The organism is Methylorubrum populi (genome assembly GCA_036946625.1).
Lineage (GTDB): Bacteria > Pseudomonadota > Alphaproteobacteria > Rhizobiales > Beijerinckiaceae > Methylobacterium > Methylobacterium populi_C.
On sequence record JAQIIU010000003.1, the window covers coordinates 2,257,047 to 2,283,541 of the forward strand.

21 protein-coding genes are annotated in these 26,495 nt (G+C 71.3%); 13 read left to right on the forward strand and 8 right to left on the reverse strand.

Annotated elements, in window-relative coordinates; genetic code table 11:
* Positions 1 to 247: 247 nt before the first annotated feature.
* Positions 248 to 982, reverse strand: coding sequence for a DUF4336 domain-containing protein (locus PGN25_21995; GenBank protein ID MEH3120175.1), 735 nt, complete (start codon positions 980 to 982; stop codon positions 248 to 250).
* Between the two features lie 618 nt (positions 983 to 1,600).
* Between PGN25_21995 and glmU the strand changes: the two genes are divergently transcribed.
* Together glmU and glmS are read left to right on the forward strand one after the other, a co-directional pair.
* Positions 1,601 to 2,989, forward strand: coding sequence for a bifunctional UDP-N-acetylglucosamine diphosphorylase/glucosamine-1-phosphate N-acetyltransferase GlmU (glmU, locus tag PGN25_22000; protein ID MEH3120176.1), 1,389 nt, complete (start codon positions 1,601 to 1,603; stop codon positions 2,987 to 2,989).
* Between the two features lie 159 nt (positions 2,990 to 3,148).
* Positions 3,149 to 4,975, forward strand: a complete 1,827-nt coding sequence (gene glmS, locus PGN25_22005; GenBank protein ID MEH3120177.1) for a glutamine--fructose-6-phosphate transaminase (isomerizing) — start codon at positions 3,149 to 3,151, stop codon at positions 4,973 to 4,975.
* Between the two features lie 124 nt (positions 4,976 to 5,099).
* Here the strand turns inward: glmS and PGN25_22010 are convergent, their stop codons facing one another.
* On the reverse strand, positions 5,100 to 5,534 hold the full coding sequence (locus PGN25_22010; protein ID MEH3120178.1) for a heme-binding protein: 435 nt from the start codon (positions 5,532 to 5,534) through the stop codon (positions 5,100 to 5,102).
* A gap of 214 nt (positions 5,535 to 5,748) precedes the next feature.
* On the opposite strand from PGN25_22010, the gene PGN25_22015 reads away from it, so the two are divergent.
* A complete protein-coding gene (locus PGN25_22015) occupies positions 5,749 to 6,552 on the forward strand; it encodes a DUF502 domain-containing protein (GenBank protein ID MEH3120179.1) in 804 nt (267 codons plus the stop codon).
* Between the two features lie 245 nt (positions 6,553 to 6,797).
* On the opposite strand, the gene PGN25_22020 is transcribed toward PGN25_22015, so the two are convergent.
* Together PGN25_22020 and recG are read right to left on the reverse strand one after the other, a co-directional pair.
* Positions 6,798 to 7,124, reverse strand: a complete 327-nt coding sequence (locus PGN25_22020) for a hypothetical protein (protein ID MEH3120180.1) — start codon at positions 7,122 to 7,124, stop codon at positions 6,798 to 6,800.
* 273 nt (positions 7,125 to 7,397) lie between these two features.
* Complete coding sequence (gene recG / locus PGN25_22025; protein ID MEH3120181.1) at positions 7,398 to 9,587, reverse strand: ATP-dependent DNA helicase RecG; 2,190 nt, start codon at positions 9,585 to 9,587, stop codon at positions 7,398 to 7,400.
* A gap of 91 nt (positions 9,588 to 9,678) precedes the next feature.
* On the opposite strand from recG, the gene PGN25_22030 reads away from it, so the two are divergent.
* The 3 genes from PGN25_22030 to mfd all read left to right on the forward strand — a co-directional run bounded on the left by PGN25_22030 (position 9,679) and on the right by mfd (position 14,815).
* Entirely contained in the window at positions 9,679 to 10,650 is a 972-nt protein-coding gene (locus PGN25_22030; protein ID MEH3120182.1) for an NAD(P)-dependent oxidoreductase, read from the forward strand.
* A gap of 63 nt (positions 10,651 to 10,713) precedes the next feature.
* Positions 10,714 to 11,010: a succinate dehydrogenase assembly factor 2 gene (locus PGN25_22035; GenBank protein MEH3120183.1), complete on the forward strand. Its 297-nt coding sequence runs from the start codon at positions 10,714 to 10,716 to the stop codon at positions 11,008 to 11,010.
* 214 nt (positions 11,011 to 11,224) lie between these two features.
* Complete coding sequence (gene mfd, locus PGN25_22040; GenBank protein ID MEH3120184.1) at positions 11,225 to 14,815, forward strand: transcription-repair coupling factor; 3,591 nt, start codon at positions 11,225 to 11,227, stop codon at positions 14,813 to 14,815.
* A gap of 300 nt (positions 14,816 to 15,115) precedes the next feature.
* Here mfd and PGN25_22045 read toward each other — a convergent pair whose 3' ends face one another.
* A complete protein-coding gene (locus PGN25_22045) occupies positions 15,116 to 15,457 on the reverse strand; it encodes a hypothetical protein (GenBank protein ID MEH3120185.1) in 342 nt (113 codons plus the stop codon).
* Positions 15,458 to 15,716: 259 nt separating this feature from the next.
* On the reverse strand, positions 15,717 to 17,102 hold the full coding sequence (locus PGN25_22050; protein MEH3120186.1) for a class I adenylate-forming enzyme family protein: 1,386 nt from the start codon (positions 17,100 to 17,102) through the stop codon (positions 15,717 to 15,719).
* Positions 17,103 to 17,410: 308 nt separating this feature from the next.
* On the opposite strand from PGN25_22050, the gene PGN25_22055 reads away from it, so the two are divergent.
* Positions 17,411 to 18,682: an ATP-binding protein gene (locus PGN25_22055; protein MEH3120187.1), complete on the forward strand. Its 1,272-nt coding sequence runs from the start codon at positions 17,411 to 17,413 to the stop codon at positions 18,680 to 18,682.
* 108 nt (positions 18,683 to 18,790) lie between these two features.
* On the forward strand, positions 18,791 to 19,201 hold the full coding sequence (locus PGN25_22060) for a response regulator (GenBank protein MEH3120188.1): 411 nt from the start codon (positions 18,791 to 18,793) through the stop codon (positions 19,199 to 19,201).
* Positions 19,202 to 19,390: 189 nt separating this feature from the next.
* On the opposite strand, the gene PGN25_22065 is transcribed toward PGN25_22060, so the two are convergent.
* Both PGN25_22065 and PGN25_22070 read right to left on the reverse strand, forming a co-directional pair.
* Positions 19,391 to 21,022 carry an acyl-CoA synthetase gene (locus PGN25_22065; protein ID MEH3120189.1) on the reverse strand — a complete coding sequence of 544 codons (1,632 nt, stop codon included), beginning with the start codon at positions 21,020 to 21,022 and terminating at the stop codon, positions 19,391 to 19,393.
* 154 nt (positions 21,023 to 21,176) lie between these two features.
* Positions 21,177 to 21,371 carry a hypothetical protein gene (locus PGN25_22070; protein ID MEH3120190.1) on the reverse strand — a complete coding sequence of 65 codons (195 nt, stop codon included), beginning with the start codon at positions 21,369 to 21,371 and terminating at the stop codon, positions 21,177 to 21,179.
* A 380-nt stretch (positions 21,372 to 21,751) separates the two neighbouring features.
* On the opposite strand from PGN25_22070, the gene PGN25_22075 reads away from it, so the two are divergent.
* The 5 genes from PGN25_22075 (at position 21,752) to PGN25_22095 (ending at position 26,469) form a co-directional block, all read left to right on the forward strand.
* Positions 21,752 to 23,512: a glycosyltransferase family 39 protein gene (locus tag PGN25_22075; protein MEH3120191.1), complete on the forward strand. Its 1,761-nt coding sequence runs from the start codon at positions 21,752 to 21,754 to the stop codon at positions 23,510 to 23,512.
* Complete coding sequence (locus PGN25_22080; protein MEH3120192.1) at positions 23,509 to 24,270, forward strand: glycosyltransferase family 2 protein; 762 nt, start codon at positions 23,509 to 23,511, stop codon at positions 24,268 to 24,270. Before PGN25_22075 ends, PGN25_22080 begins: the two co-directional genes overlap by 4 nt.
* Positions 24,271 to 24,275: 5 nt before the next feature.
* The gene (locus PGN25_22085; GenBank protein ID MEH3120193.1) at positions 24,276 to 24,605 is read left to right on the forward strand and encodes a lipid-A-disaccharide synthase N-terminal domain-containing protein; all 330 of its coding nucleotides are present in this window, start codon (positions 24,276 to 24,278) and stop codon (positions 24,603 to 24,605) included.
* 15 nt (positions 24,606 to 24,620) lie between these two features.
* Complete coding sequence (locus PGN25_22090) at positions 24,621 to 25,088, forward strand: DUF2721 domain-containing protein (protein ID MEH3120194.1); 468 nt, start codon at positions 24,621 to 24,623, stop codon at positions 25,086 to 25,088.
* Positions 25,089 to 25,314: 226 nt separating this feature from the next.
* Positions 25,315 to 26,469 (forward strand): glycosyltransferase, encoded by a 1,155-nt coding sequence (locus tag PGN25_22095; GenBank protein ID MEH3120195.1) that lies wholly within the window; start codon positions 25,315 to 25,317, stop codon positions 26,467 to 26,469.
* Positions 26,470 to 26,495 lie beyond the last annotated feature (26 nt).

Consider the following 26,495-nt stretch of genomic DNA (forward strand, 5'->3'; position numbering starts at 1 on the left):
GCGTGGAACCCTCGCACGCCATGGGGCGGAGCACGCTCGGAACACGACTCGCAGGGCAATCCGGGCATCGGGCCGTCGAAGGGACCGATACGCCATCCGGTCGATGCGTTCGGCCTGTCCTGCGTCCTTGCGAGGCGAAGCCGTGGCCATCCGGGGCGCGCCCTTTCCGGACCTGTCGCGCCCTGGATCGCTTCGCTACCGCTCGCGATAACGGAGGGCGGTTGCCCGCGCGGAGGCGCGGCCCGCCTCAGCCGAGCAGCCAGCGCAGGGAGCGGCGCAGTTCGGCCGTGCCGTTCCGGTCGAACCAGGCGCCGTGGCTGAACACCACCCGCTGCGGTCCCAGGGCGACGAGGGCCGCGGCGGCGCGGGCCGCGTCGCGCCGCCGCAGGCGTATGACGAGGCGGAGGTAGATCGGCGCCCGCCCGTCCGGCACCGTCGCCCCGGCCAGCCGCAGGAACGGGCGCAACGGAAGCGGCAGCTTCTCCGGTTCCAGGTTCAGCACGAGGTCGGTCAGGATCAGCGTCGCCGAGGCGGCGTGGAAGAAGGCGACCTCCCGGAAGCCGAAGCCGCCGGGAACGACCCTCTGGGTGAGGTCGGCGGACCATTCGGGCGGCGCCGCGTCGGCGAGATCCCGATCGAGGCGGATCCCCGCTTGCCGGACCTGTCGGCGCCCACGCAGGTTCGGCGCCGCCCAGGTCAGCGCCTGCGGGCAATGGCGCTGCCATTCCTTCAGATAGGTCCAGTGCGCGACGTTGGGCGCGACGAGGTGGCGGATCGGCCCCAGCGCCTCGATCGCGCGGTGCAGGTCCGCGTCGTAGCGCGTCGGCGAGTGGAGCCAGACCGCGCCGTTGCCGAGCCGCACCACGCTCATGCGCACGGGCAGCGGCAGCCCGGCGGCGCGGATCGGCCCGCTGTCCACGATCCACAGGCCGAAGGCGACAGGCTTGAGCACGTCGAGGGGCGGATAGGTCGGATCGCTCACGGCATCGGGCCCGGCATCGAGGATTTCGGGATGGTTCGATCATAGAGCCGCCGCTCGGCATCGGCGTGACGGACGAACCGAACCTGCCTCGGGGGAGGGCGGTGCGGCCCGGTCCCGCTCCGGCAAGGAGCGCGACGGCGCTTGGCAACGCATCTCCGGAGGGACGGAGGCCATCGCCACTTGATGGATTTCTTCCACAATCCCACAAGTGTTATACTGTTTCCGATTGATCGCTTCGGGTTTCGCCCCCCTCCGTCATCGCGAGCGGCCGCGAAGCGATCCAGGGCGCGACAGGTCCGGAAAGGACGCGCCCTGGATCGCCACGGCTTCGCCTCGCGATGACGCAGGAGAGGCCGAAGTCATCAACCGGATGTCGTATGAGATAATCTCCGAATGATCCTTTGCATCAACCCTGGCCTAACGATGGATTTTCTCATGATCTGATGGACACATCACGACCTTTCCTTCCCGAAGGTGGGAACAAAGCTTTCCCACTGGCCTTCCCGTGGTGACGCGCACCCTCCGGCCGCCCGATCCCTTGCCCGAACGGTTCGGCCTTCGCGTCCGCCGCCCGATCCGCTAAACGGACTGCGATCCGAGCGGCGGGGAACGGGTTCGATGATGGCGGGCAGGGACGATGGGTCGGAAAAGGACGGCTTCACGGCGATCGTGCTGGCCGCCGGCAAGGGCACGCGGATGCGCTCCGATCGGCCCAAGGTGCTGCACGCGCTCGCCAACCGCTCCATGCTCGGCCACGTGCTCGCCGCGGTGCAGGAGGCGGGCGCCTCCCGCCTCGCCGTGGTGGTCGAGCCGGGCCGCGAGGACGTCGCCCGCGAGATCGAACGGATGGCCCCGGGGGCCGGCGTCCACCCGCAAGCCGAGCGCCTCGGCACGGCGCACGCCGTGCTCGCCGCCCGCGCCGCCCTGGAAGGCGGCCAGGACGTGATCGTGGCCTTCGGCGACACGCCGCTGATCACCGCCGAGACCTATGCGCGGCTGCGCGCGCCCTTGCGCGAGGGTGCGGCGGTGGCGGTGCTGGCCTTCGAGGCCGCCGATCCGACCGGCTACGGGCGGGTGCTGACGCAAGCCGGCCGCGTCCTGGCGATCCGCGAGGAGAAGGACGCCTCGGCGGAGGAGCGCCGGGTCCGCCTGTCCAATGCCGGGCTGATGGCGCTGTCCGGCACCCACGCCCTCGGCCTGCTGGAGCGGATCGGCAACGACAACGCCAACCGCGAGTATTACCTCACCGACGCGGTGGCGCTCGCCGCCGCCGACGGGCTCCCCGTCGCCGTGGTGCCGGTGGCCGAGACGGAAGCGCAAGGGGTCAACGACCGCGTCCAGCTCGGCATCGCGGAAGCGACGATCCAGGCGCGCCTGCGCCGCGCGGCCCAGCTCGGCGGTGCGACGCTGACCGCCCCCGAGACGGTGTTCCTCAGCGTCGACACCGTGCTCGGCCGCGACGTGATCGTCGAGCCCCATTGCCTGTTCGGGCCCGGCGTGGTCGTGGGCGACGGCTGCACCATCCGCGCCTTCTCGCACCTGCACGACGCGCGGCTGATGCAGGGCGCCGACATCGGCCCGCACGTGCGCCTGCGCGGCGGCGCGGTGCTGGAAGCGGGTGTCCATCTCGGCAATTTCGTCGAGATCAAGAACGCGACCCTGCACGCGGGCGCCAAGGCCTCGCACCTGACCTATCTCGGCGATGCCGAGGTGGGGGCGGGCGCCAACATCGGCGCCGGCACCATCACCTGCAATTACGACGGCGTGTCGAAGCACCGCACGACCATCGGCGCGGGCGCCTTCATCGGCTCGAACGCGGCCCTGGTGGCACCGGTGAGCGTCGGCGCCGGCGCTCTGGTCGGCGCCGGCTCGGTGATCACCCGCGACGTGCCCGCGGACGCGCTCGCCGTGGCGCGCGGGCGGCAGGCCAACCGCGAGGGGGCGGCCAAGATCCTGCGCGATTCATTGAAGGCGGCCAAAGCGGCGCGCGAGGCGAAGCGCGGCTGAGCGACGCCGGAGGCGCTGGCCTTATCGCGGTCCAATCCTTACAACCCCCGGATTCGCGCCAAGCCCAAGGTCCGGCCCCTGCACGGCAGGGAGCCGGCCCCGGGGCGCGTCCCGTCATGGGGCGTCGGGCGCGTGTCTCTGGCGGCTTCAGGATCGGCCATGTGCGGAATCGTAGGCATCGTCGGGCGTGAGCCGGTCGCGGGGGCGATGATCGAGGCGCTGCGGCGGCTCGAATATCGCGGCTACGATTCCGCCGGCGTCGCCACCCTGGAGCACGGCCGGCTCGACCGCCGCCGGGCGGAAGGCAAGCTCTCGAACCTCCAGCTCAAGCTGGTCCAGTCGCCGCTCTCGGGTGCCGTCGGCATCGGCCACACCCGCTGGGCCACGCACGGGCGCCCGACCGAGACCAACGCCCATCCGCACGCCACCGAGCGGCTGGCGGTGGTCCACAACGGCATCATCGAGAATTTTCGCGAGCTGAAGGCGGAACTCGAGGCGACGGGCGCGCGCTTCGAGAGCGAGACCGACACCGAGGTGGTGGCCCAGCTCGTCAGCCACCTGATGGGGCAGGGGCTCGGCCCCGTGGCGGCGGTGGAAGCCGCGCTTCCGCGCCTGCGCGGCGCCTTCGCCCTGGCCTTCCTGTTCTCGGGCGAGGACGGCTTCCTGATCGGCGCCCGCCACGGCGCGCCGCTGGCCATCGGCTTCGGACAGGGCGAGACCTATCTCGGCTCGGACGCGCTGGCGCTCGCCCCCTTCACCGACGCGATCACCTATCTCGAAGAGGGCGACTGGGCGATCCTGACCCGCGACGGCGCCGAGATCCGGGACATCGCCGGTGCCGTGGTACGCCGGCCGCGCCAAAAGATCGCGACGCAGGCCTACCTCGTGGACAAGGGCAACCACCGCCACTTCATGGCGAAGGAGATCCACGAGCAGCCGGAGGTCGTCGGCCGCACGCTGGCGCACTACGTCGACATGGCGCGCGGCCAGGTCGTCCTGTCCGAGGCGCTGCCCTTCGACTTCGCCCGGCTCTCGCGGCTGTCGATCACCGCCTGCGGCACCGCCTACTATGCCGGTCTGGTGGCCAAGTACTGGTTCGAGACGCTGGCGCGGCTGCCGGTGGAGATCGACGTCGCCTCCGAGACCCGCTACCGCGAGCCGCCGCTGGAGCGGGACGGGCTGACCCTCGTCATCTCGCAATCGGGCGAGACCGCCGACACCCTGGCCTCGCTGCGCTACGCCAAGGCACAGGGACAGCACACGCTGGCGGTGGTCAACGTGCCGACCTCGACCATCGCCCGGGAATCCTCCGTGGTGATGCCGACCTTCGCCGGCCCCGAGATCGGCGTGGCGTCCACGAAAGCCTTCTCCTGCCAGCTCACGGTGCTGCTCTGCCTCGCGCTCGCCGCCGGCCGGGCCCGCGGCACGATCGATGCGGCGCGCGAGCGCGCCATCGTCGACGCGCTCATCACCGCCCCCGGCCTGATGGCGGAGGCGATGAAGATGGAAGCGGAGGTCGAGGGGCTCGCCCGCGAGATCGCCAAGGCCCGCGACGTGCTCTATCTGGGGCGCGGCACGAGCTACCCGATGGCGCTCGAAGGCGCGCTGAAGCTCAAGGAAATCAGCTACATCCACGCCGAGGGCTACGCGGCGGGCGAACTCAAGCACGGGCCGATCGCCCTGATCGACGAGAGCGTGCCGGTGATCGTCATCGCGCCTCACGACGCGATCTTCGAGAAGACCGTCTCGAACATGCAGGAGGTCGCGGCCCGCGGCGGGAAGATCATCCTCGTCGGCGACGCGAAGGGCGCGGCGGCGGCCGGGCTCGACACGCTGGCGACGCTGACCATGCCGGACGTGGATCCGGTCGTCGCGCCGATCGTCTACGCGGTGCCGATCCAGCTCGTCGCCTACCACACCGCCGTCTTCATGGGCAAAGACGTCGATCAGCCGCGCAACCTGGCGAAGTCGGTCACGGTGGAGTGAAAGGTGGGCCGGAGCGCCGGCCTCGCTCTCGGACGGCCGTTCTTCGCCAGGACTGAATGCGAAGGCTGCGGCTCGGCCCATCGACCCGGCTCCGGAAGCCGGATCGATGGGCTCGAAGAAGGAATCAGGTGCGCCAGGGGTGGTCGGGCAGCTCGGTGTCGCCGATCGCGCTGGCGCCGGCGAGCGCCACCGCGTCGTCGTTCTCCACCGAGGAGCCGCTGACACCGATGGCCCCCGACATCTCGCCGTCCGCATCGACGATCGGGATGCCGCCGGGGAAGGTGATCAGCCCCTGGTTCGAGTGCTCGATGCCGTAGAGCGAGCCGCCCGGCTGCGAGAGGGCGCCGATCTGGCCGGTCTTCATGCCGAAGAACACGGAGGTCCTGGCCTTCTTCTGGGCGATGTCGATGGAGCCGACCCAGGCGCCGTCCATGCGATGGAAGGCCTTGAGGTTGCCGCCGGAATCGACGACCGCGATGCACATCTGCGTGCCGAGTTCGACCGCCTTGGCGCGGGCGGCCTGGATGGCCTTGTCCGCCTGCTCGATGGTGACGTGCATCGCGTCCTCTCCCTTGAACTGAGCCGCTACGGGCAGAGTCGAGGTAAGTTTTCGTAGGCCCCGATCAAGTTGCCTCGCGCACCACTCATCCTTGCGGGCCCCGCCCGGCGCTCCGCCGCTCTTGAGCCCTCCGGTCGCAGCGGCTAGGTCTCTGCGCCGGAGAGCGGGATGAAAATCCGCCGTCCCGCTCTTCTTCGCCTCCCGAGGTGCATGCGTGGCGCCGACCCTCTCGCCGATCCCGGACGCTCCGGAACCCGCCCCGTCCAAGACGCGCGTCAGCGCCCGCGGCCGGCTGCGGACCTACTTCCTCACCGGCATCATCGTCGCGGGTCCGCTCGCGATCACCATCTACATCACGTGGTGGTTCATCGCCCTGATCGACGGCTGGGTGAAGCCTCTGGTGCCGGTGAGCTACCTGCCGGACCATTACCTGCCCTTCTCGATTCCGGGCCTGGGCCTCGTCATCGCCTTCGTCGCGGTGACGCTGCTGGGCTTCCTCACCGCCAACCTGGTCGGGCGCTCGGTGGTGGAGTTCGGCGAGGTGCTGCTCGCCCGCACGCCCGTCATCTCCGGGCTCTATCGCGGCCTGCGCCAGATCTTCGAGACGCTGTTCTCGGCCAACGGCACCTCGTTCCGCACCGTCGGCCTCGTGGAATTCCCGGTGAAGGGGACGTGGTCGGTGGTGTTCCTCTCGGCCCCCGCGGCGAACGAGGTGCAGGGCGTCCTCCAGGCGAAGGAAGGCGGCGCGAAGGACTATGTCGGCGTGTTCCTGCCCTGCGCGCCGAACCCGACCACGGGCTTCTTCTTCTACCTGCCGCGCGCGGAGATCGTGGAGGTCGCCATCAGCGTCGACGACGCGGCCAAGCTCGTGATGTCGGCGGGCGTGATCCAGCCGGAGGATCCGCGGGCGGGCCTCCACGCCATGGCCGCCTCCTTGCGCAACGCGCAGATGCAGGAGGGCGAAGCGGCCCCGGAAACGGAAAAGGCGCGCCGGGAACCGGCGCGCCCTGATCTCTGAGAGCCTGTTTGACCAGGCCAACGTGTCTTCGTCAGGCAACGGCAAGGCGAGAGAAAAGCCCTACTCCCATCCTGAACCCTCAATCCTGAGGTGCCGGAGCGCAGCGGAGGCCTCGAAGGGTGCTCGAGGAATCGCCCGGGATCTGGAACACCCTTCGAGGCCGCTCACGCGGCACCTCAGGATAAGGGGCGAGATGGGATCACCGCTGTCAAACAGACTCGGACGATCCCGAGGTTTTACGAGCCTCAGCGATGCAGCGAGGCCTTCTCGACGGCGATGGTCGGCGGCGTCGCGTCGGCGACCTGATGCCCGGTCGAGGGACGGGACACCGGCGACGTCCAGTCGACCGCGATCTGTGCGCTCAGCAGCAGGGCGAGGGCGGCGCAGAGCGCGTTGGCCGCGATCCAGAACCGGCGCGAGGATTGCCGCACGGCGCTCACCAGGGCCTCCGTCGTGGCCTCGTCGCGCAGGGCGCTGTCCGAGATCGGCATAAGCCAGGGTTCGGCGCAGAGCGCGTCGGCTCCCCAATTCTCGGAGGAACCCGGCAGGCGTTGGAACGGTGCGATCGACATCGCGATCCTCCTTTTTTCCAGTTGCACCCCGGTCTACGAGGCCGTTTGTTCATCTCCAGTTAAGGGGCAATTTGGGCAGATACAAGGTAATTTCACATTTTCCGCCTGCACCAAGCTTCAGCGGAAGCGCGAGCATAAGCCCATAAGCCATTGATCCAAATGCGAAATCGTCGCGACGCCGCGCAGCGTTGCCGCAGTCGCTCGCCTTTTTGCACCACCCTCGGGTTCCTGAACGCGCCGTTCGGATTGCCGTGACTCCGAACGGATTCGGGTTCAGCCCGCTCCGATCAGCCGGATCGCCGCCTCGCGCTCGAACAGGTAGAGCAGCACCCGCAAGCTCCGGCCGCGCTCGCTCCGGAGCCCGGGATCGCGCTCCACGATCAGCCGGGCGTCGTCGCGGGCAGCCTCCAGCAGGTCGCCGTCGCTCTCCAGCCGGGCGAGGCGGAAGGCGGCCATGCCGGACTGGCGGGTGCCGAGCACCTCGCCCTCGCCGCGCAGGCGCAGGTCCTCCTCGGCGATGCGAAAGCCGTCCTCGCTGCCGCGCATCATCTCCAGGCGCGCCTTGGCGACCTGGCCGAGCGGTCCGCGATAGAGCAGCAGGCAGGACGAGGCCTTCGAGCCGCGCCCGACCCGGCCGCGGAGCTGGTGGAGCTGGGCCAGCCCGAAGCGCTCGGCATGCTCGATGACCATGATGGTGGCCTCCGGCACGTCGACGCCGACCTCCACCACCGTCGTGGAGACGAGCACGCGGATGCGGCCGGCGGCGAACGCCTCCATCGCCGCATCCTTCTCCGGCCCCGGCATCCTGCCGTGGATCAGACCGACCCCGTCCCCGAGATGCTTCTTGAGATCCGCGAAGCGTTCGGCCGCCGCGGCGAGATCGACGTATTCCGATTCGGCCACCAGCGGGCAGATCCAGTAGACCCGGTCGCCCGATGCAAGCGCCCGGTGCAGGCCCTCCACCACCTCGTCGATGCGCTCCACGGGGACGGTGATGGTCCTGATCGGCTGGCGCCCCGCCGGCTTCTCGTCGAGCACCGAGACGTCCATGTCGCCGAAGAAGGTCAGCGCGAGCGTGCGCGGGATCGGTGTCGCGGTCATCACCAGGATGTCGACGGCCTCGCCCTTGGCGCCCAGCGCGAGGCGCTGGTGCACGCCGAAGCGGTGCTGCTCGTCCACCACCGCGAGGCCGAGATCGCGGAACGCCACCGCCTCCTGGAACAGGGCGTGGGTGCCCACCACGATGTCGATCGCGCCCGCCGCCAGATCCGCCAGCGTCGCCCGGCGCTCGGCCGCGCGGTCGCGGCCGGTCAGCAGCCGCAGGCGCAGGGCGCCGGCCAGCGGCACCAGCCGCTCGTAGTGCTGCCTTGCGAGAATCTCGGTCGGCGCCATCAGCGCCGCCTGCCGCCCGGCCTCCACCGCCGAGGCCATGGCGAGCAGCGCCACCGCCGTCTTGCCGGAGCCGACATCGCCCTGGAGCAGGCGCAGCATCCGCCGCTCGGAGGCCATGTCGGCACGGATCTCCTCCACCGCCCGCGTCTGGGCGCCGGTCAAAGCGAAGGGCAGGGCGGCCTCGACCCGCGCCTTCAGGTGCCCGTCGCCGGCATTGACCCGGCCGGCTTTCCGCCGCTGGCGGGCGCGCACGAGGGCGAGGGCGAGCTGCGAGGCGAGCAGCTCGTCGTAGGCGAGCCGGCGCCGGGCCGGGCTCGCGGGCGGGGCCTGCCCCTCGACCGGGGGAGGGGGCGCCTCCTCGGGGCGGTGCTCGGTGCGCAGGGCCTCGGCGAAGGGCGGGAAGCGATTGCGGGCGAGATAGGACGCGTCCTGCCACTCGGGCAGCACGGGAAGCCGGTCGAGCGCCCCGTGGACGATCCTGCCGATCACCCGCGAGGTCAGCCCCTCGGTCGCGCCGTAGATCGGCTCGACGGCGGGCAGGCCCGCGAGCCCCTGTTCGTCGAGGATGCGCGCGGGATGCACCATCTGCCGGGTGCCGTCCCACAGGTCGATCCGGCCCGAGACGTAGCGGTGTGCGCCCAGCGGCAGCATCTTCTCGATGCGCCCCCGCGGCATGCCGAAGAAGACGAGGCTGATGTCGCCGGTCCCGTCCTCCACCAGCACCCGGAAGGCGCGCTTGCCGGGGGCCGGCGGCCGGTGCGCCACCACGGTGACGCCGAGGGTGACGGGCTCCCCCGTCGGCGCGTCGCGGATCGAGCCGCAGAGCGGCCGGGCGACGCCGCTCTGCGGCAGATGGAACAGCAGGTCGGCGACGCGGGCCGGCCGCTCCTCGGAGCCGAGCAGCTTTTCGATCAGCGGCGCGATCTTCGGCCCGACGCCGGGCAGGCCGCGGGCGGGGGCGAAGAGCGGGTCGAGGATGCTGGGGCGAAGGCCGGGGGCGTCGTTCCCGCCGGAGCGGGGAGGGGCCGCCTCCGCAGGGTGCCCGAGGGTCTGGCTGGTGTCCGAGGTCATGTGACCGGGTTCGATGGCCTTTCGAGCGTGGCGCTGCGCGGACACCGTATACCCCGCTTCCCCCGTCGCCCACATCTGCGCATATGGCATCATGCGCGTGCTTCTCACCGGTTCCTCCGGCTGGCTCGGCCGGTTCCTCGCCCCGCAACTGCGCGCGGCGGGCCACGCCGTCACCGGGCTCGACGTGGCACCTGGGCCTGAGACGCAGGTGCTCGGCTCGGTGGCCGAGACCGGGCTGGTCGCGCGAGTCTTCGGCGCGCACGGCATCGAGGCGGTGATCCATGCCGGCGCCCTGCACAAGCCGGACATCGCCCGGTATCCGGCGCAGGGCTTCATCGACGTGAACGTGACCGGCACGCTCAACCTGCTGGAGGCGGCGGTCCGAGCGGGACACGACCGCTTCGTCTTCACCTCCACCACCTCGCTGATGATCTCGCAGGCGATCCGCGACGAGACCGCCGACCACGCGGTCTGGCTCGACGAGGAATCGGGGCCGCTCGCGCCGCGCAACATCTACGGCGTGACCAAGCGCGCCGCCGAGGATCTCTGCCGGCTCTTCCGTCTGGAGCGCGGGCTCGCCTGCCTCGTGCTGCGCATCGCCCGCTTCTTCCCCGAGGAGGACGACACCCATCGCGACCTCTCCGGCGAGAACCGCAAGGCCAACGAGTTCCTGCACCGCCGCCTCACCGTGGAGGATGCCGCCCGCGCCCACGTCGTCGCGCTGGAGCGGACGCCGGCGATCGGCTTCGACACCTTCGTGCTCTCGGCCCCGACGCCTTTCGCGCGTGCGGACGCGCGGGCTTTGAAGGAGGATGCGGCGGGCGTGATCGCCCGGCTGTTTCCCGACGCGCCCGGCCTCTACGCCCGGCACGGCTGGCAGCTTCCGGCGCGCATCGGCCGGGTCTACGACGCCTCGCGCGCCGAGCGGGTCCTGGGCTTCCGCTGCGAGACGGACTTTTCGCGCGTGCTCGACGCCCTGCGCACCGGCGCCCCGCTGCCCTTCGCGCACGATGCGGACTACGTTTCGCCGCAGGTGCGGGCTGAGGCTTCCCCCATGCCGTGAAGCCGTTTGCCCGCAGCCCCAGGCCCCTCTACATGCGGGTTCAGGATCATCAGGGGAAAGCCCATGTCCGGCACCACCCGAACCAGCGCCGACCTCGACCCGCGCCGCCGCCGCACGCTGTTTCGCGCGTGGCACCGCGGCATCCGCGAGATGGACCTGATCATGGGCCGCTTCGCCGATGCCGAGATCGGCGGCCTTTCGGACGAGGAACTGACCGAGTTCGAGGCGCTGATCGAGGTGCCCGACCGCGACCTGTTCCGCTGGCTCACCGGCGAGGCCGAGACCCCGGAGAACTACGACACGGCGGTCTATCGCCGGCTCAAGGCGTTCCATCGGCACGACGCGCCGATCCATAGCTGAAAACGAGGACCGACGCCCTCTATCTCCCACTCGCACCCTCATCCTGAGGTGCCCGCGTCAGCGGGCCTCGAAGGAGGGCTCCAGAGACCGCGCGATCCCTGGAGCCCTCCTTCGAGGCTTCGCTTCGCTCCGCACCTCAGGATGAAGGGAATGGTTTGGATCGAGGGTGATCCACGCCCCGTCCCGACCCGTTTCCCCTGATACGTCACGCCCGATGGCCAAGCCCCAACCCAAGCCGCCCGCCCGGAAGCCGCAGATCGCCCGCTTCGCCCTGCCGAAATCGGCGCCGCTGACCAAGGCGCTCGACGCGATCAGGCGCGGCGACAGCCCGACGCTGGCCTCCGTCCCCGACGGCTTCGACGCGCTGGTGGCCGCCGACCTCGCCCGGGCGCTGTCCGGCACGTTCGAGGGGCCGGCGGTGCTGGTCCACGTCGCCCGCGATTCGGGACGCTCCAACGCCTTCCGGAACGCGCTGAAATTCGTCGCCCCCGAGATCGAGGCGATGAGCTTCCCGGCCTGGGACTGCCAGCCCTACGACCGCGTCTCGCCCAACGCCGCGATCGCCGCGCAGCGCATGACCGCGCTCTCGCGGCTGACCCGCTCGCGCTCGTCGGAGGAGAAGCCGCGCATCCTCTGCACCACGGTGAACGCCCTGGTGCAGCGGGTGCCGCCCCGCGCCCGGGTGGCGGTCGAGACCTTCTCGGCGGCGATCGGCAACGTGGTGCCGATGGACAAGGTCGTGGCCTGGGTCGAGGCCAACGGCTTCCTGCGCACCGGAACGGTGCGGGATACGGGCGAATACGCCGTGCGCGGCGGCATTTTGGACCTGTCGCCGCCCGGGCTGCCGAACCCGATCCGCCTCGACTTCTTCGGCGATACCCTCGAATCGATCCGCGCCTTCGATCCGGAGACGCAGCGCACGGTCGGGTCCTTGCGCTCCCTCGACCTCGTGCCGATGAGCGAGGTGCAGCTCACCACCGAGACGATCCGGCGCTTCCGGCAGGGCTACCTGTCGAGCTTCGGCGCGGCGACCCGCGACGACCGGCTCTACGAGACCGTGAGCGAGGGCCGGCGCTATGCCGGCCTCGAACACTGGATGCCGCTGTTCTACGACGGGCTCGACACCCTGTTCGACTATCTTGGGGCCGTGCCGATGCTGTTCGACCCGCAGGTCGAGGAGGCGGCGGCCGAGCGCCTTTCCCTGATCCAGGACTATTTCCAGGCCCGCGAGGCGGCGCTGAAGACCCCGCAATCCGGCGTCGCACCCTACAAGCCGCTGCCGCCGCGCGCGCTCCATCTCACGCCCAGCGAGTGGAAGGGCAAGGTCGCGGCCGGCACGGTCGCGCGGCTCACCCCCTTCGCCCAGCCCGATTCCGACGAGCGGGCGGTGATCGATTGCGGTGCCAAAGCGGGAAGAAACTTCGCGCCCGAGCGGGCCGACGAGGCGGCCAGCGTGTTCGACGCCGCGGTCGCGCATATCCGCGACCTCCAGGCGTCCGGGCATCACGTGATCCTGGGATCCTGGTCCGACGGATCGCGCGACCGGCTCTGCGGCGTGCTGACCGATCACGGGCTGAAGAAGCCGATCGAGATCAACACCTTCACCGCCGTGAACGCGTGCAAGCGCGGCACCGACGTGGCGGTCGCCGTCTGGGGCCTGGAGGCGGGCTTCACCCTCGACAAGCTCGCGGTGGTGGCCGAGGGCGACATTCTGGGCGACCGGCTGGTGCGCCAGAAGCGCAAATCCAAGCGCCCGCAGGACATCATCCTGGAGGTGCAGGCGCTCCAGCCCGGCGACCTCGTGGTCCATGCCGATCACGGCATCGGCCGCTTCGTCGGGCTGAAGACGGTCACCGCGGCCGGCGCGCCGCACGACTGCCTGGAACTGCAATATGCCGGCGGCCTGCTGCTGCTGCCGGTGGAGAACATCGAGCTTCTGACCCGCTACGGCTCGGAGGACTCGGAGGTCGCCCTCGACCGCCTCGGCGGCGGAGCGTGGCAGGCCCGCAAGGCCAAGATGAAGCGCCGCATCCTCGAAATGGCGGGCGAACTCATCAAGGTCGCGGCCGCCCGCTTCGTGAAGCCCGCCCCCGCCCTCAAGGCGCCGGAAGGCATGTACGAGGAATTCGCCGCCCGCTTCCCGTTCGAGGAGACCGAGGATCAGGCCAACGCCATCGACGCGGTGCTGGACGACCTCAACGCCGGGCGCCCGATGGACCGCCTCGTCTGCGGCGATGTCGGCTTCGGCAAGACCGAGGTGGCGCTGCGCGCGGCCTTCGCCGCGGCGATCTCGGGCAAGCAGGTGGCGGTGGTGGTGCCGACGACCCTGCTGGCGCGCCAGCATTTTCGCACGTTTGCCGAGCGCTTCAAGGGGCTGCCCGTCGACGTCGCCCAGCTCTCGCGCTTCGTCTCGGCCGGCGACCAGCGCCAGACCCGCGCGGGGCTCGCCGAGGGCAAGATCGACATCGTGGTCGGTACCCACGCGCTTCTGGCCAAGAACGTCGCGTTCAAGGATCTCGGCCTCATCATCGTCGACGAGGAGCAGCATTTCGGCGTGGCCCACAAGGAGCGGCTGAAGGCGCTCCAGGCGGACGTCCACGTGCTGACGCTCTCGGCGACGCCAATTCCGCGCACGCTCCAGCTCGCCATGACGGGGGTGCGCGAGCTCTCGATCATCGCCACGCCGCCGGTGGATCGCCTCGCCGTGCGCACCTTCGTGACGCCGTTCGATCCGCTGCTGATCCGCGAGGCGCTGCTGCGCGAGCGCTACCGCGGCGGACAGGCGTTCTACGTCGTCCCCCGCATCGAGGATCTCGCGGAAGTCAAAAGATTCCTCGACCAGGAGATGCCGGAGGTCACGGTGGCGGTCGCCCACAGCCAGATGGCGGCGGGGCAGCTCGAGGACGTGATGACGGCGTTCTACGAGGGCAAGTACGACGTGCTGCTCTCGACCACGATCGTCGAATCCGGCCTCGACATCCCGACCGCCAACACCCTGATCGTGCACCGGGCCGACATGTTCGGGCTGGCCGCGCTCTACCAGTTGCGCGGGCGCGTCGGCCGCTCGAAGGCGCGGGCCTACGCCCTGTTCACCACGCCGGCCAACCGCCAGCTCACGGCCCAGGCCGAGCAGCGCCTGAAGGTGCTCCAGAGCCTCGACACCCTCGGCGCCGGCTTCCAGCTCGCGAGCCACGACCTCGACATCCGCGGCGCCGGCAACCTGCTCGGCGACGCGCAGTCGGGCCACATCAAGGAGGTCGGCTACGAACTCTACCAGCAGATGCTGGAGGATGCGGTCACCGCGCTGAAGGCCGGCATCGCCGAGCCCGAGGAAGAGGCGTGGTCGCCGACCATCGCGCTCGGCGCTCCCGTCACCATCCCCGAGGACTACGTCGAGGATCTCACCGTCCGTCTCGGCCTCTACCGGCGCCTCTCGACCCTCGAGAACGACGCCGAGATGGAGAGCTTCGGGGCCGAGCTGATCGACCGGTTCGGGCCGCTGCCGCCGGAGGTGGAGCAGCTCCTGAAGATCGTCACCATCAAGATCCTGTGCCGCGAGGCCAATATCGAGAAGGTCGAGGCCGGGCCGAAGGGCGTGGTGGTGCATTTCCGCGACCGCTCCTTCGCCAACCCGCAGGGGCTCGCCGCGATGGTCGTGGAGCAGGGCTCCTTCGCCAAGGTGCGGCCCGACATGAGCGTGGTGTTCGTCCGCGAACTCGACGGCGTGCCGAAGCGCCTGAAGGAAACGACGCAGATCCTGCGCGGGCTGGTGACGATCGCCAAGCGGGCGAAGAACGCGGCGTGACGATATCCGGTTGATGCGTTCGGCCTGTCCTGCGTCCTTGCGAGGCGAAGCCGTGGCGATCCAGGGCGCGCCCTTTCCGGACTTGTCGCGCCCTGGATCGCTTCGCGGCCGCTCGCGATGACGGAGGGGGGGGCCAAACCCGAAGCGATCAATCGGAAACGGTATGAGGCGCAGGGCGTCCCCCGAATCCGCCCGGGCTTCGGCGGAACGCGCCGTCCCGAGGGCGTGGACGGAGCGCCCGCCTCAACGAAAAAGGCGGCCCTCCCGGGCCGCCCGTCATTGTCCCGTTACGGGAAGGCCCTAAAGCTCCGGCTCGTTGAGGACGTAGGGGCCGATCCGGCTCTTCAGATCGACCGGGGCACCGGCGCGGGGGCCGGCATCGTCCATGTCGATGACCGGGATGCCGCCGGCCCGCATCTGCGCACGCAGGCGGTCGGCGAGCGCGGTGATCTGCGGGTTCGGGCTGGCGGAGAGCTGGAGCAGGATCGCCGCGGGGCGGGCGATCACGGCGAGGACGTCGTCCGCCGCCTCGATCGAAGCGGTGACGCTCGCGTAACCGAGCCCGGCTAGGTCTGCGGCGAGAGAGCGGTCGACGGCCCGGCGGCCATCGTCGACGACGAGCACTTGTTGCAGCGCACCCATAAGCTTGAGCGTTACCCCATGTCGCGCCCCGTGTGAAGGGGCACCCCGGATAACCCGCACGGCCACGATTGGTTCGCCGGCCATGCAGATGGTCTCACCATGGGATCGCCGTCATGAAGGCGCGATGAACTGCACCGCACAGGCGGTGGATACGGTTCGCCGCCCCCGCCGAGCCTCCATCAAACGCTTGGGTTCAAACGATCTTCCCGCGCGTGCTCCGGCTTGGCCGGGCGGCTGGGACTCGCGCGCGCGAACCGCTTTACGCGGACGCGAAAATTTCCGGGGACACGGCCGGCTCGGGTTCGGCCGCCACCTCGATCGCCGTGGCGAGGCCGGCGAACAGCACCGCCGCGTAGGGCGTCTCGTGCCAAATCTCCTGCCAAGTCTCGTGCCAAGTCTCGTGCCGTGTCTCCTGCCGCCTCTCGCCCGGCATGTCCGCGCGATTCCCGCGCTGCAGCGCCGTCGCGGCGCAGGCCTGCCCGCGGAAGGCGAGTCGTCCGTCCGGGCCGCGGCGCAGGGCGAGCAGGCTCGCGGGAAGCACCAGCCGCTCCGGCTTGCCGAGCACCAGGGCGAGGTCGTTCGGCCCGCCGCGCCGGCCGGACAGGACCGCCGTCTCGTCGAAGGCGACCGTATCGACCACCGTGTCGTGGCCCAGGCCCCGCGGCCCGCCCACGGCGCGGCTGCGGCTCGGGAAGCGGGCCGGGGCGCGGTGGACCAGGGCGACGGAGCGCAGATCCGCCGGGAGATCGCGGCCGGCGAGGTTCTTCTCGAGGAAGGCCGGGACGACGAGATGGGTCGGGCCCGGCCGGCGCAGGGCCGCCGCGAAGGCCGCACCGTCGAACAGCGGCATCGTCTCCAGGCTCGCCCCCGCAACGAGGGCCGCACCGAGCCCGGTGACGAGGCCGCGCAGATCGTGCGGGCCGGTCAGGCTGAGGATGCGCTCGGCGGGCGCGACCCGCGTCGCCACGAGATGGGCCGCCGCCGCAGCGACCACCGATTCGCCGCCGCGATAGACCGGCCGCTCGGGGTCGCCGCCGACGAAGCTGACGATGCCCGCGGGCGCGGGCGGCGGTCCGGAGGGCGCCGCGGCCGGGCCGTCGAGGACGAAGCGGTCGAGATTGATCACGCCGTCCGGCACGTCGGGGCCGAAGGCGGCGAGGTAGCGCAGGCCGAAATACCGGGCGGCGACGGCGCAGAGGCGCTCGGCAGGCTTGGCGGAGCCGAGCCGCGCCTGGGTCAGGACCGCGCTCAGCGCCACGCCCTGGGCCGCGGCGAGCAGGCGCTCCTCGTCCCAGGAGACCGGCAGCAGGCAGGCGACGTGGCCGGCGGCCTCCACCGCGAGGATCGCCAGCGCGCTCTCGGCGGAGCCCGGCAGGCACAGGCCGATACGGCTTCCCGGCGGCAGGCGCCAACTGCGCAGACCGCGGGCGAGCCGCTCCACGATCTCGGCCGCGGCGGCGTAGGTCCAGGTGATGGCGGGTCGCCCGCACCAGTCCGGCTTGTCGGCGGGGTCGACCACCGCGATCCGCTCGGGATGGCGGCGCGCGGTCGCGGCCAGCAGACTCCCGAGGCCGATGCGCCTCAGGGGAACGTCCGCCGATGCCTGCAAAGCCTCGGCCTGCGTGATTGCCCGTTGCGCCGACACTCGCGCCCGCCCTCGAAAACCACCTCCCGTGATCGCCGAACAGGGTTAACCGAGGCTTAATGCCAAGCGGCAGGGAAGCGACCGATGGCCGGCTTCCCTGCGTCCGGCGGACGCCCGCCGCCGCGGGTATTGCGCGCGAGGACTTGGTGCAGGAACTTGGCGCGAGGACTTGCGATTTGGCGAAGAGCAGGTTTCTCGCGTAGGTATCGGGGGAGGGGATCCATTGCCCGCCGAGGCTGCCCCTGGATTGCCAAGCTTCGAGCGCACGGCGGCGACAGGCCGGCGCCGCTCTGCCGGGGACCGAGGCGATGCTCGAACTTCTGCGGCGCCTGTGGGAGGTCGACAATCTCTCGCCTCACGGCATCTGCCTGCTCTGGCGCCCGGAGCTGGTCTGGACCCACGTCGTCTCCGACAGCCTGATCGCCTTCGCCTATTTCTCGATTCCGGTCGCGCTCGCCACCTTCGTCTCGCGGCGGCGGGACATCGTGTTCGGCTGGATGTTCTGGTCGTTCGCGGTGTTCATCACCGCCTGCGGCGCGACGCACCTCATGGCGATCTGGACGCTGTGGGTGCCGGATTACGGGCTGGAGGCGGCGGTCAAGCTCTTCACCGGCCTGGCCTCCATCGGCACCTCGGTGGCGCTGTGGATCCTGATCCCGAAGGCGCTGACGCTGCCGTCGCCGACCCAGCTCCGGCAGGCCAACGAGGCGCTCCAGGCCCGCATCCAGGAGCGCGACGCGGCGCTCGCCGCCCTGGAGGCCGCCAACGCCGAGCGCCAGCGCACCGAGGAACTGCTGCGCCAGAGCCAGAAGATGGAGGCGATCGGGCAGCTCACCGGGGGCGTGGCCCACGACTTCAACAACCTGCTCAACGTGGTGCTGATCAACCTCGACCGGGTCGAGCGCGGCCTGCCCGAGGAGAGCCCGTTGCGGACGCGCCTGCGCGATGCGGTGAAGGGCGCCGAGCGCGCGGCGACGATGACGCACAAGCTGCTCGCCTTCGCCCGCCGCCAGCCGCTCTCGCCGGTGAGCACCGACGTGAACGCGCAGATCGCCTCCTTCGCCGAATTCCTGCGCGGCACGATCGGGCCGCGAATCCGGCTCGTGACCGACCTCGCCCCGGACCTGCCGCGGGTGAACGTCGATCCCAACCAGCTCGAAAGCGCGATCCTCAACCTCGCGGTCAACGCCCGCGACGCGATGCCGGAGGGCGGCACGCTCACCATCGCCACGAGGCCGCTGCCCGCGGGCGAAGGTGCGGGCCTCGCCGTCGAGGTGTCCGATACCGGTCTCGGCATGGCGCCGGAGGTCGAGGCGCGGGCCTTCGAGCCGTTCTTCACCACGAAGCCGCTGGGGCAGGGGACGGGCCTCGGCCTCAGCCAAGTGTTCGGCTTCGCGCAGCAATCGGGCGGCGCCGCCGCCTTCGTGCACGGCGAGAGCCGCGGAGCGAGGTCCGGCACCACCGTGCGGCTCTCCTTTCCGGCCCAGGCGCCGGTCGGCAAGCGGCCGGCGGAGCATGCCGGGCGCCCGGTGCCGGCCTCCGCGCCGGCCGTTCTGGCGCCGGCCGCCTTCGCGGGCTGAGCCGCCGGTTTCTGTCACGCGCCGTTCCGAGACGAACGCCGGTCCGGCGAAGGCGCGCTCCGTGTGAGGGGCCAAGTGAGGGGCAAGGCGACAGGGGGAGAGGGGCGGATGGCCGACAAGCGGACGGTGCTCGTCGTCGAGGACGAGGAGATGCTGCTCAACGCCGTGACCATGGAGTTCGAGGAGGCGGGCTTCGCCGTGCTCGGCGCGGGCACGGCGGAGGAAGCCTACGGCCTGCTCCAGAACGGGCGGGCGGTCGATCTCCTGTTCACCGACATCCGCCTGCCGGGCCAGCTCGACGGCTGGGACCTCGCCGAGCGCGCCCGCGCCCTCCACCCGGCCCTGCCGGTGATCTACGTGACCGGCTACAGCGCCGAGCAGCCCCGCCAGGTGAGCGAAAGCGTGCTGGTGATGAAGCCTTACCGCATGGCGGCGATCGTCTCGGCCGCGCGGCAGTTGGGGGTGGGGCGAGGCTCAGGCACGAAGCTTGACGGGGGACAGGACGCCTCATCCGCTTGATCCGCTCAAGCGAGCGGGCGGCGGGCCGTATGCCGAAATCGACGCACGACGATTTCACGGATCGAGCCCACTCGCCGCTCGCCGCTCCGGGGCGCCGAAGGCGAACCCGGAACCTGCGATCGGGCACGGCGTCAGGCGTCATCGGCCGCGTGCCTCCGGAGATCCGAGGGCCGGGAGCGGCCCTCGCCCTCACGCCTCCCGCGCCTTCTCCCGCAGCAAAAACTTCTGCACCTTGCCGGTCGAGGTCTTGGGCAGTTCGCCGAACACGACATGGCGCGGCAGCTTGTAGGGCGCGAGCCGCTCGCGGCACCACGCCACCAGTTCCTCGGGCGTCGCCTCCCGCCCCTCCTTCAGCTCGACGAAGGCGCAAGGGGTCTCGCCCCATTTCGCGTCGGGCTTGGCGACCACGGCGGCGGCGGCCACCGCCGGATGCTTGAACAGGGCGTCCTCGACCTCGATCGAGGAGATGTTCTCGCCCCCTGAGATGATGATGTCCTTCGAACGATCCTTCAGTTGGATGTAGCCGTCGGGGTGCTTCACCCCGAGGTCGCCCGAGCGGAACCAGCCGCCCGCGAAGGCGGCCCGGGTCGAGGCCGGGTTCTTCAGGTAGCCGCGCATCACCACGTTGCCGCGGAACATCACCTCGCCGAGGCTGGTGCCGTCGGCGGGCAGGGATTCCATCGTCTCGGGGTCGCGCACGTCGAGCCCCTCCAGCACGGGGTAGCGCACGCCCTGGCGCGCCTTCTTCCGCGCCCGCTCGTCCGGGGGAAGCGCGTCCCAATCCTCGTGCCACGCGTTCACGACCGCCGGGCCGTAGGTCTCGGTCAGCCCGTAGAGGTGGGTCACGTCGAAGCCCGCCCCGCCCATGGCGGCCAGCACCGCCTCGGGCGGCGGCGCGGCGGCGGTGAGGAAGTGGACGCGGCGGGGCAGGGGGCGCTTCTGCGCCTCGGGGGCGTTGAGCAGCGTCGACATCACGATCGGCGCGCCGGAGAGATGCGTGACCCGGTGCTCGGCCAGGGCGGCGTACATGGCGGGCGCCCGCACCTGCCGCAGGCAGACATGGGTGCCGGCCACGACCGACAGGGCCCAGGGGAAGCACCAGCCGTTGCAGTGGAACATCGGCAGGGTCCAGAGATAGACCGCGTGCTGTCCCAGCCCGGCGGTGATGACGTTGCCGAGCGAGAGAAGCGCCGCGCCGCGGTGGTGGTAGACCACGCCCTTCGGATCGCCCGTGGTGCCGGAGGTGTAGTTGAGGGAGATCGCGTCCCACTCGTCCGCCGGCATCGCCCAATCGTGACCGGCATCGCCCTCGGCCAGGAACGCCTCGTAGTCGATCATGCCGAGGGGGGCGCCCTCACCGGAGAATTCCGGATCGTCGTAATCGATGACCAGGGGCGCGACGCCCGCCCGGTCGAGCGCCGCGCGGGCGAGATCCGCGAACTCGCGGTCGACGACGAAGACCTTCGCCTCGCCGTGGTCGAGGCAGAAGCCGAGCGCCCCGGCATCGAGGCGGGTGTTGAGGGTGTTGAGCACCGCCCCCGCCATCGGCACGCCGTAGTGGCACTCGATCATCGCCGGGGTGTTGGCGAGCAGAACCGCGACCGTGTCGCCGCGCCCGATGCCCCGGGCGGCGAGCGCCGAGGCGAGGCGGCGGCAGCGGGCGTCGAGGTCGGCGTAGGAGCGGCGCAGCCGGCCGTGGATCACCGCGATCCGGTCCGGGAAGGTGCGGGCGGCGCGGTCGAGATAGGTCAGCGGCGTCAGCGGCTGGTGGTTGGCGGGATCGCGGTCGAGGTCCCGGTCGTAGATCGTCTCGCGCGCCATCGGCCTGACCTCCCGTTTCAGGAGGAGCTTATCCGAGCCTGCCGAGCGATCAACGCCGCAGAAAAGGCTCCGCGGGCGGATGCCCGGGAGCCTTTCGGGTGGGTTCGAGGAGCTGACGGCGAAGCGGCCGGACGGGCCGCCTCAAATCAGCCGATCAACGCTCCCGGCCGCTGAGGAGCTTTTCCAGGGCGGCGAGGCCGCTGCGCTCGGCCGCCTCTTCCGTGGTCTGAACGCGGTCGGCGCGCTGGAAGAGCTTGCCGTTCCGGCGGATGGCCCAGGTGAAGTGCCCGGCCGGGCGCTCGCAGGCTTCGATTTCGAGGGTGTAGGGATTTGCGCTGTTGCTTGCCATGGAGAGGCATATAGGGTCGCCCGCCCGATCCGGCTACCCGTCGCGCGCATGGTCGTGTTGCTTTTCACGGGCAGGCCCGCGTCCGGCGAGCCTCGCGCCCGGGCGTCTCCCTCATGCATTTGACAATCCGGGCGGGATCACCGACACGGCGCCCCGGCCGGTTGCGGGCCGTCCACCGGCCCTTATCGATCCGCGCCCGAGCCGCCGATGCCCGTTCCCTCCCGCCCGAGCCAGACCGCGGCGATCGCGCACCGTCCCGGATACCGGTTCCAGGACGGCGCATTCCAGGACGATGCACTCGGTCCCCGTTCTCGCATCGTCTTTTCCCGAAAGCCGGCGACCACCTTTCGGGACGATGCTCCGGCAGGCGGCCTCCGTCCATGACGAGCCTCGGCGCCGGCCGGGCCGCGCGACCGCGGCCGGACCCTTTCCGGTGGCTCGCCGCCCCCTTGCGTCTCGCGGATCGGGTGCTGGCCTTCGGCACCGCGAGCCACCTTCGCGCCGGCCTCCTGCTCCTGCTCCTCGGGCTCGCCTGCTTCCTGCCGGGCCTCGCCTCGCTCCAGCCGATGGACCGGGACGAGCCGCGCTTCGCCCAGGCCTCCAGGCAGATGCTGGAGACCGGCGATTTCGTCGACATCCGCTTCCAGGCGGAGGCGCGCCACAAGAAGCCGGTCGGCCTCTACTGGGCGCAGGCCGCCGCCGTCGCGGCGGGGGAGGCCCTCGGCGTGCCGGCGGCCCGCACGCAGATCGGCCTCTACCGGATCCCCTCGCTCCTCGGGGCGCTCGCGGCGATCCTGCTGACCTACTGGGCCGCGCTCGGCCTGCTCGACCGGCGCGGCGCCCTCCTCGCCGCCGCCCTCTTCGGTGCCTGCATCATGCTCTCGGCCGAGGCCCGGCTCGCCAAGACCGACGCGCTGCTCACCGCCTGCTCGGTCGCCGCCCTCGGCGCGCTGGCCCGGGCGTGGCTCGGGCGCGCCCGGCTGGAGCGGCGGCGCGGCCCGGCCTCGCTCGGCACGGCGCTGGTCTTCTGGCTCGGGATCGCGCTGGGCATCCTCGTGAAGGGGCCGATGGTGCCGCTGTTCGCGGGCCTGACCGCCCTCGTCCTGTCGATCCGCGAGGGCTCGGCCCGCTGGCTCCTCGACCTGCGCCCGCGCCTGGGACTTCTCCTCACGCTGCCGATCGTGGCGCCCTGGTTCGTGGCGATCGCCTGGAAGAGCGGCGGCGCCTTCTACGGCGAGGCGGTGGGCCACGACATGCTGGGCAAGGTCGGCACCGGCGCCGAGAAGCATTGGGGGCCGCCCGGCGCCTACGCCATCGCCTTCTTCGCGACCTTCTGGCCCGGCGCCGCCTTCGCCGCGCTCGGCCTTCCCTTCGCCTGGACGCGGCGGGGCGAGGATGCGGTGGCGCTGCTCCTGGCCTGGATCGTGCCGATGTGGCTGATCTTCGAGGCGGTGCCGACCAAGCTGCCGCACTACGTGCTGCCCTTGATGCCGGCGGTGGCGATCCTGACCGTCCTGGCGCTCGCCCGCGGTGCCCTCGACCCGCGCCGGCCCGGGGCGCGCTGGGTGGCGGGGCTCGTGGTGGCGATCCCGGTCGGGCTGACGCTGGCCCTGAGCCTCGCCGCGTGGCGGCTCGACCACGTGCTGCCCGTGACCGCCCTGCCGCCGCTGCTCGCCGCCTGCGCGCTCAGCCTGCTCGCCTGGATGGCCTTCGCCCGCCGGGCGGGGGAGGGGGCGCTCGCGCTCGGGATCGCCGCCTCGGTGCTGCTCTCGGCCGGCGTGTTCGGGCTGACCCAGCCGGTGATGCGGAGCCTGAAGGTCTCGCCGCGGCTCGCCGCGCTCCGCGACGCCCTGCCCTGTCCGGCCCCCCAGGTCGCGAGTCTCGGCTATCGCGAGCCGAGCCTCGTCTTCACCCTCGGCACCGCCCTCGCCATGCTGAATTCGGGGGAGGAGGCCGCCGCCTTCCTGCGCGCGGGGGGCTGCCGCCTCGTGCTGGTCGAGGACCGGTTCGCCGCCGCGTTCGCCGCCGCGCAGGGCGCCCGCCCGCCCGCCCCCGCCGGCCGGGTCACGGGCTTCAACATCAACGGCGGCAAGCCGGTCGGGGTCTCGGCCTACGCCGCGCTGCCGGGTGCCGCACCATGAGCACGACGACCGATCCCAGGCTTCTCCCGCTGCGCCTCAGCGTCGTGGTGCCGGTGAAGAACGAGGCCGGCAACATCGAGACCCTGGTGGCCGAGATCGGCCATGCCTGCCGCAACCTCGCACCGTTCGAGGTCATCTACGTCGATGACGGCTCGACCGACGCGACGCTCGCCGCCCTCCGGGGCCTCCAGGCGACGCTCCCCTGGCTCCGGGTGGTGCGCCACGAGAGCAGCGGCGGCCAGAGCGGGGCGGTGCGCAGCGGCGTGCTGCGCGCCCGCGCCCCCGTCGTCGCGACGCTCGACGGCGACGGCCAGAACGATCCGTCCTTCATTCCGATCCTCTACGCCGCCCTCGACGCGGGCGGGACGGGCGTCGGCCTCGCGCAGGGCCAGCGGATCGGCCGCAAGGGCGCCTGGAAACAGGTCCAGTCGAAGATCGCCAACGGCGTGCGCGGCAAGATCCTGAAGGACGCGACCCGCGACACCGGCTGCGGGCTCAAGGTGTTCCGCCGGGAGGTCTACCTCGCGCTGCCCTATTTCGACGCGCTGCACCGCTTCATGCCGGCGCTCGTCACCCGCGAGGGCTTCGGCGTGGTCCACCGCGACGTGGTCGACCGGCCGCGCTTCACCGGGCGCTCGAATTACGGGACGTTCGATCGGCTCTGGGTCGGCATCCTCGATCTCGCCGGGGTCTGGTGGCTGATCCGGCGGCGGCGGCCCGCCCCGCGGGCCGACGAAGTGCTGCGAGAGGGCGCGTAGAGCCGATGCTGATCCAGCTCGCCGAGGACCTGCCGGCCTATTTCTACGACGTGTTCGTCACCCGCTTCGATTTCTGGCTGGTGTTCGGCATCGGCGCGCAACTCGTGTTCGGCTCGCGCTTCATCCTGCAATGGATCGCCAGCGAGCGGGCCGGCCGGAGCGTGATGCCGCTCTCGTTCTGGTTCCTGTCGATCCTCGGCGGCCTGATGACCCTGGTCTACGGCTTCGTGCGCCGCGAGCCGGTGATCATCATCGGCCAGGGTCTCTCGACCGTCATCTACCTGCGCAACCTCGCCCTGATCTTCCGCGAGCGCCGCCGCGCGCGCAGGGCCTGAGGCGGTCCCGACGACATGTTCCAGACCGTGACGGGCGATCCCGACAGCATCGCCCACATCATCCAGGTCGCCCTCGCTCCCGCCTTCCTGCTCTCGGCGCTGGCGACCCTGCTCAACGTGTTCTCGACCCGCCTCGGCCGCGTCGCCGACAAGGTCGATGCGCTCTCCGCCACCCTGCCCGGCGCGGACGGGACGGCGCGGGCGACGCTGACCCGGCGCCTCGCCTATCTGCGCCGGCGCTCGTTCCTGCTCGACCTCGCCGTGGTGCTGGCGAGCCTCGGCGGCGTGATGACGGGGGCGGCCGCGCTGACCCTGTTCGTCGGGGCGCTCCGGGACGCCTCCGCGGCCTCCGTGCTGTTCGCCTGCTTCGGCCTCGCCCTCGGCTGCACCATCCTGGCGATCCTGGCCTTTCTCGCCGAGATCCTCCTGGCGGGCCGCGGCGTGCGCCTGGAGGTGGAGCGCAAGCGGAACCGGGCGGAGTGATCGATATGGCCGTGGTCGCGCGGCGCCAGCGGCGGCTCGAACGAGCCGGGCAGGGGAGGCGGGTCGTCAAGCCGGCGCGGACCGGAACCCAGGGCCATCGCTCGAAGCCGCTCGAGCGGCTTCGCGGCGCGAAGAGCGCCGCGTGGAGCGGGCTTCTCAGGACCATGGTCCTGAGAAGCATCGAGCGGAGCGAAAGTCTGAGAACCTGTTTGAGTTCCTCACGTTCGTGGGCTACGCCGAGCGCGACGCCTTCCTCGACGCCATCGACTGCCTCGTGGTCCCGCCGATCCGGCCCGAGCCCTTCGGCCGCACGGTGGCGGAAGCCTACGGACGGGGCGTGCCGGTGATCGGGACGGAGGTGGGCGGCATCGGCGAGCAGGTCGGCCCGGGGGCCTGGCTCGTCCCCCCCCGGCGACGCCCCGGCCCTCGCCGCCGCGATGGCGCGGGTCGTGGCCGAGCCCGGCCGTCTCGCCGAGGGGCTCGGCCGGGCCGCTTCCGTCCGGGACGGGACCGGCGCGTCGAGAACGCGTTCTGCGCCGGCCTGCTCGCCTCCCTGGCAGTGCTGATGCTCGCCGCCTCGGGCGCCCCGCTGGAGCGTTTCGGCCTCGCCGTCCCCACCGACGGGATCGACGCGGAGCTGAAGCTCTTCGTGGAAGACAAGCAGGGCGGCCTCTGGGCCTCGGGCAACGAGACGGGCCATGTCTTCGCGCTCGGCGGTGCCGCCGCCCTGCTGCTGAGCCTGCGCTACCGGCTGAAGGCGATCTACCTCGTCTATTTCGCCGCGGTGCTGGCGAGCTTTCCGCTGACCAACAACCGCTCGGGCCTTCTCGTGCCGCTGCTGTTCCTCGTCCTGCTGATGCGGCGCAGACTCCGGGCGGGGCCGGTCCTCGCCGCCCTCGGTGCGGTGGGCGCCCTGCTCGTCGTCTCGTCGCTGACGGGCGAGATCCCGCTCCCGGAGACGCTGACCCAGGCCGTCGAGAAGCGCTTCGCCGAGGACAACCGCGTGTCCGGCAACTTCGACGAGCGCTTCCTCTCCGGCGTCACGGCGCTGCGCCTCGTGGCCGAGCACCCGTTCGGCGTCGGAGAGATCGCCCGGCGGGACGCGCTGCGCGCGATGACCGGCCTCGTGACCCCGCATAACGGGTTCATCTCGCTCGCACTCCAAAGCGGCGTGGCGGCGGCGCTGCTGCTGGTGGCGGGCCTTCTGCGCATCCTGGCGGCGCCCGCCGCCTTCGGGCCCTTCGTGACCTACAGCGCCGTGTTCATGGTGCCTTCGCTGATGTTCGAGGAATTGTCGGTCAATCAGTACTTCCTGTTCTTCATGGCGGTCGTCCTGGCCTCGCTGGCCGTCACCGATCCGTCCCGTCGCCGGGAGGCGTGACGGGAGCGCGGGCCCGGTGCCTTTCG

Bases quoted from the DNA above. Each gene is read 5' to 3' on its own strand.
- PGN25_22075 (MEH3120191.1), top strand. From the start codon at position 21,752: ATGACGAGCCTCGGCGCCGGCCGGGCCGCGCGACCGCGGCCGGACCCT.
- PGN25_22010 (MEH3120178.1), bottom strand. From the start codon at position 5,534: ATGCACGTCACCATCGAGCAGGCGGACAAGGCCATCCAGGCCGCCCGC.
- PGN25_22020 (MEH3120180.1), bottom strand. From the start codon at position 7,124: ATGTCGATCGCACCGTTCCAACGCCTGCCGGGTTCCTCCGAGAATTGG.
- PGN25_22090 (MEH3120194.1), top strand. From the start codon at position 24,621: ATGTTCCAGACCGTGACGGGCGATCCCGACAGCATCGCCCACATCATC.
- PGN25_22045 (MEH3120185.1), bottom strand. From the start codon at position 15,457: ATGGGTGCGCTGCAACAAGTGCTCGTCGTCGACGATGGCCGCCGGGCC.
- glmS (MEH3120177.1), top strand. From the start codon at position 3,149: ATGTGCGGAATCGTAGGCATCGTCGGGCGTGAGCCGGTCGCGGGGGCG.
- PGN25_22080 (MEH3120192.1), top strand. From the start codon at position 23,509: ATGAGCACGACGACCGATCCCAGGCTTCTCCCGCTGCGCCTCAGCGTC.
- PGN25_22060 (MEH3120188.1), top strand. From the start codon at position 18,791: ATGGCCGACAAGCGGACGGTGCTCGTCGTCGAGGACGAGGAGATGCTG.
- glmU (MEH3120176.1), top strand. From the start codon at position 1,601: ATGATGGCGGGCAGGGACGATGGGTCGGAAAAGGACGGCTTCACGGCG.
- PGN25_22065 (MEH3120189.1), bottom strand. From the start codon at position 21,022: ATGGCGCGCGAGACGATCTACGACCGGGACCTCGACCGCGATCCCGCC.
- PGN25_22055 (MEH3120187.1), top strand. From the start codon at position 17,411: ATGCTCGAACTTCTGCGGCGCCTGTGGGAGGTCGACAATCTCTCGCCT.
- PGN25_22070 (MEH3120190.1), bottom strand. From the start codon at position 21,371: ATGGCAAGCAACAGCGCAAATCCCTACACCCTCGAAATCGAAGCCTGC.
- PGN25_22085 (MEH3120193.1), top strand. From the start codon at position 24,276: ATGCTGATCCAGCTCGCCGAGGACCTGCCGGCCTATTTCTACGACGTG.
- PGN25_22030 (MEH3120182.1), top strand. From the start codon at position 9,679: ATGCGCGTGCTTCTCACCGGTTCCTCCGGCTGGCTCGGCCGGTTCCTC.
- PGN25_22035 (MEH3120183.1), top strand. From the start codon at position 10,714: ATGTCCGGCACCACCCGAACCAGCGCCGACCTCGACCCGCGCCGCCGC.
- recG (MEH3120181.1), bottom strand. From the start codon at position 9,587: ATGACCTCGGACACCAGCCAGACCCTCGGGCACCCTGCGGAGGCGGCC.
- mfd (MEH3120184.1), top strand. From the start codon at position 11,225: ATGGCCAAGCCCCAACCCAAGCCGCCCGCCCGGAAGCCGCAGATCGCC.